Source organism: Leisingera sp. F5 (genome assembly GCF_001593695.1).
This window is the reverse complement of record NZ_LUKH01000275.1, coordinates 1-3,153: the sequence shown is the minus strand read 5'-3', so window position 1 is coordinate 3,153 and position 3,153 is coordinate 1. Positions and strand designations below refer to the sequence as shown.

Annotated in this window: 4 protein-coding genes and 1 pseudogene; 3 read left to right on the top strand and 2 right to left on the bottom strand. The window is 63.2% G+C overall.

Going from position 1 to position 3,153, the window contains the following annotated elements:
- Together A2I95_RS28770 and A2I95_RS28765 are read left to right on the top strand one after the other, a co-directional pair.
- Positions 1-305, top strand: a pseudogene (locus A2I95_RS28770) (TetR/AcrR family transcriptional regulator); the annotation flags it as partial.
- Positions 302-781 (top strand): GNAT family N-acetyltransferase, encoded by a 480-nt coding sequence (locus A2I95_RS28765; protein ID WP_027259715.1) that lies wholly within the window; start codon positions 302-304, stop codon positions 779-781. The pseudogene A2I95_RS28770 and the gene A2I95_RS28765, both read left to right, overlap by 4 nt.
- A gap of 14 nt (positions 782-795) precedes the next feature.
- On the opposite strand, the gene A2I95_RS28760 is transcribed toward A2I95_RS28765, so the two are convergent.
- Entirely contained in the window at positions 796-1,098 is a 303-nt protein-coding gene (locus A2I95_RS28760) for an antibiotic biosynthesis monooxygenase (RefSeq protein WP_027259714.1), read from the bottom strand.
- 71 nt (positions 1,099-1,169) lie between these two features.
- Positions 1,170-2,081, bottom strand: coding sequence for a pirin family protein (locus tag A2I95_RS28755; RefSeq protein WP_291735396.1), 912 nt, complete (start codon positions 2,079-2,081; stop codon positions 1,170-1,172).
- Positions 2,082-2,297: 216 nt separating this feature from the next.
- Here A2I95_RS28755 and A2I95_RS28750 point away from each other — a divergent pair.
- Positions 2,298-3,153, top strand: an 856-nt coding sequence (locus A2I95_RS28750) for an adenylate/guanylate cyclase domain-containing protein (RefSeq protein WP_291735394.1), incomplete at its 3' end; no start/stop codon positions are given.

Below are 3,153 nucleotides of genomic sequence, written 5' to 3'. Positions count from 1 at the left end.
TCCGCTTTCACCTGGAGCGACCGGATGCGGTGTTCATCGCCTATATGGAGCTGCGCAACCTGACGGATGAAAATTTCATCGTCCTCGAATCGCTGCGCCGGGATTACGAAAACGGCGTGGAGGCGATCCTGAAAGAGGGTGTGGAGCAGCGTGTGTTCCGCATCCCCGACACCAAAATCGCCACTCTGGCAGTGATTGCGATGCTGAACGGGGTTAACACATGGTACCGTTCCGAGGGGCGCCTGACGCTGGATGAGGTGGAGAACGTCTATTGGGACATGGTGCAAAAAGCGGTCAGCGCATGAGTCTTTTGACCTTGCAAACCAAGCGGCTGAGCGCCGGGCGCTGGCGGAACCTGACTGATGCCGAATTGGCGGATCTCTTTGCGCCGAAAGTGGTGCAATGGCTGCCCGCCGGGTTTCAGACCCCAGAAGACGACGGCGCCCGCCGGGCCTTTCTGGAGGCGGTCTCGCAACAAGCCGAGGTGATTGGCCTGCGCGAAACTGCGGGGCAGGGTATCGGGCTGGTTATTCTTTCCTTTCCTGACGAAGGCGCAACCATCCGGAACCTTGGCTATCTGTTTGCCGAAGCTGCCTGGGGCCGAGGGCTGGCCAGCGAGCTGCTTGGTGGCTTGCTGGCTCTTTTCCGCGGCAGCGGCGTGACGCTCAGCGGCGGAGTCATGCAGGAGAATGCGGCCTCGGCCAGGGTGCTGGAGAAAGCCGGTTTCACACCGGAGCCTTCGGGCACCGAAACGGTTTACAGCTGGCGTGCCGACGGCTGACCCCGGCAGGTCTGTCAGCTCAACAGCCCGATCATATCATAATGGTCAATCTGGCGGCTCAGCACCATTGGGTCTTCCTCCGGCAGCACATGCGGCTGCTCCCAGTCCTCGCCTGCAAAGGCCTGCAGCGCCTCGATGCTCTCCCAGACCATGACGACGCAGAAGGTGGCGGGCGAATCCGGCCGCGGCAGCCCGGCGGTAACCGAGACCAGCCCCGGCTGGCGGCGCACATGCGGCACCGCGCTGTCGGTCAGGAAAGTCTTGAAGTCCTGGATCTTGTCTTCACGGACAGTGGTACGGAACACCCGGATAATCATCTCTCCCCCCATCTGATTATTGGACGGAGGGAGTATAGCACATCGAGGCCGGATTGGCGGCCTTCAGCGGTTCAGTGCGCAGGTTTGATGAAGGTTCCGTTGCGCAGCTCGCGAAACGCCTGGTGCAGCTGTTCTTGCGTGTTCATTACGATCGGCCCGTGCCAGGCCACCGGCTCATTGATAGGCGCGCCGGAGATCAGCAGGAAACGCACGCCCTCGGGGCCCGCCTGCACGGTGATTTCATCGCCGGTGCCAAAGCGGACCAGGGTGCGGTCGCCGGACAGGTCGCGGATGTTGACCTCTTCGCCCGCAACTTCTTTTTCCAGCAATACACCTTGCGGAGCAGAGGCATCGGCAAAGGCCGCTTCGCCTTCGAACACATAGGCAAAGGCACGCCGGTAGGTGTCGATCGGCAGGGTCTTTCTGACGCCCGCCGGGATGAACACATCCAGATACTGCGGATCGGCGGCAATGCCGTCCACCGGGCCGCGCTTGCCCCAGAAATCTCCAACAATCACTTTCACCCTTGTGCCGTCATCGTCGGTGATTTCGGGGATCTCCGCGCCCTTCACATCCTGGTAACGGGGGGCGGTCATCTTCTCGCTGGCGGGCAGGTTGCCCCACAGCTGGAAGCCATGCATCTGGCCCTGGGTGTTGCCCGAAGGCATCTCCTGATGCAGGATGCCCGACCCTGCGGTCATCCATTGCACGTCGCCCGCGCCCAGGCTGCCCGCATTGCCCAGCGAGTCGCCGTGCTCAACCGAGCCTGCCAGCACATAGGTGATGGTTTCAATGCCGCGGTGCGGATGCCAGGGGAAGCCGCGCAGGTAGTCTTCGGGGTTTTCATTGCGGAAGTCGTCGAACAGCAGGAACGGGTCCAGCTCGGACGGGTCCTGAAAGCCGAAGGCGCGGTGCAGCTTGACCCCGGCGCCTTCGGTATGGGGCTGTGCCGGGCGGGTTTCGAGTATCGGTCTGAGGGACATCTGCCTGTCTCCTGATTTTCGTTGACTGCAGCCAAGATAGGCTGTGCGCGGGTGCGGTGAAACCAGCCGTGCCTCACGTGTGATGTGCGCCAGTGAACAGGGTGTCCCGCAGCCCGCAGGGCTGCCCGGCCCAACGGGACGCGGCGCCGGAGGCGTCAAGGACGGGCGGGAGCTCCTCCGTTGCCTGGGGCAAACCGGACGGGTTAGCCTGCGCGCATGACACATATCTCCGATCTTCTGCTGAACCTGACGCCGGACCGTCTGGAGGGTGCCTCGCGCCTGATGTCCTACATGCTGGGGGAGGCGCGGGACGTCGCCGATGCGGATGAGGTGCTGACGCGCATGTCAGAGCTGATCCGCGCAGGCGGCGTCCCGTTGGACCGGGCCACCTCCATCGTGCCGCTGCTGCATGCCGAGGCTGTGGCCAGCGCCCGCTTCTGGGAACGCGGCACGCGCGCGCGCAACTATCTGTTTCCCTACAACGAAGAAAGCGGCCAGGGTTATGCCCATTCCCCGGCCGCGGATGTGCACAAGTCCGGCGAATGGGTGATACTCTGGCTGCCGGACACTGCGGATGGCCGTTACGGCATCGTGCCGGAATTGAAAGCCGACGGCTACACCCACTATATCATGGCGCCGGTCTTCATGCGCAGCGGCATGGCCGGCACTTTCAGCTTTGCAACGCAAGCGGCCGAGGGGTTTTCGCAGGATGACATCGCCTTTTTGCGCGCGGTTTTTCCGGCGTTGTCGGCCTGCCAGGAGATCCTCGCCACCGCTCGCGCCATGCAGGAGGCGCTGCGGATCTATGTCGGCGAAGAACCGCAGCGGCGGATCATCTCGGGCGATGTGCACCGGGGCGAGGTGATGCATATCCGCTCCGCCATCCTGTTTGCCGACATGCGCCGGTTCACCGAATTGACCGCAGATATGAGCGCGGAACAAGCCACCAGCCTCTTGAACGCTTACTACGACTGCATCGTGCCGCCCATCGAGGACGCAGGCGGCGAAGTGCTGAAATTCATCGGCGACGGCGTCCTGGCGGTATTCCGGGCCGGGGAAGACGGCGCAGAGG

What these genes read in the sequence shown, in the direction of transcription:
- A2I95_RS28765 (WP_027259715.1), top strand. Translation starts at nt 302, where the DNA reads ATGAGTCTTTTGACCTTGCAAACCAAGCGGCTGAGCGCCGGGCGCTGG.
- A2I95_RS28755 (WP_291735396.1), bottom strand. Translation starts at nt 2,081, where the DNA reads ATGTCCCTCAGACCGATACTCGAAACCCGCCCGGCACAGCCCCATACC.
- A2I95_RS28760 (WP_027259714.1), bottom strand. Translation starts at nt 1,098, where the DNA reads ATGATTATCCGGGTGTTCCGTACCACTGTCCGTGAAGACAAGATCCAG.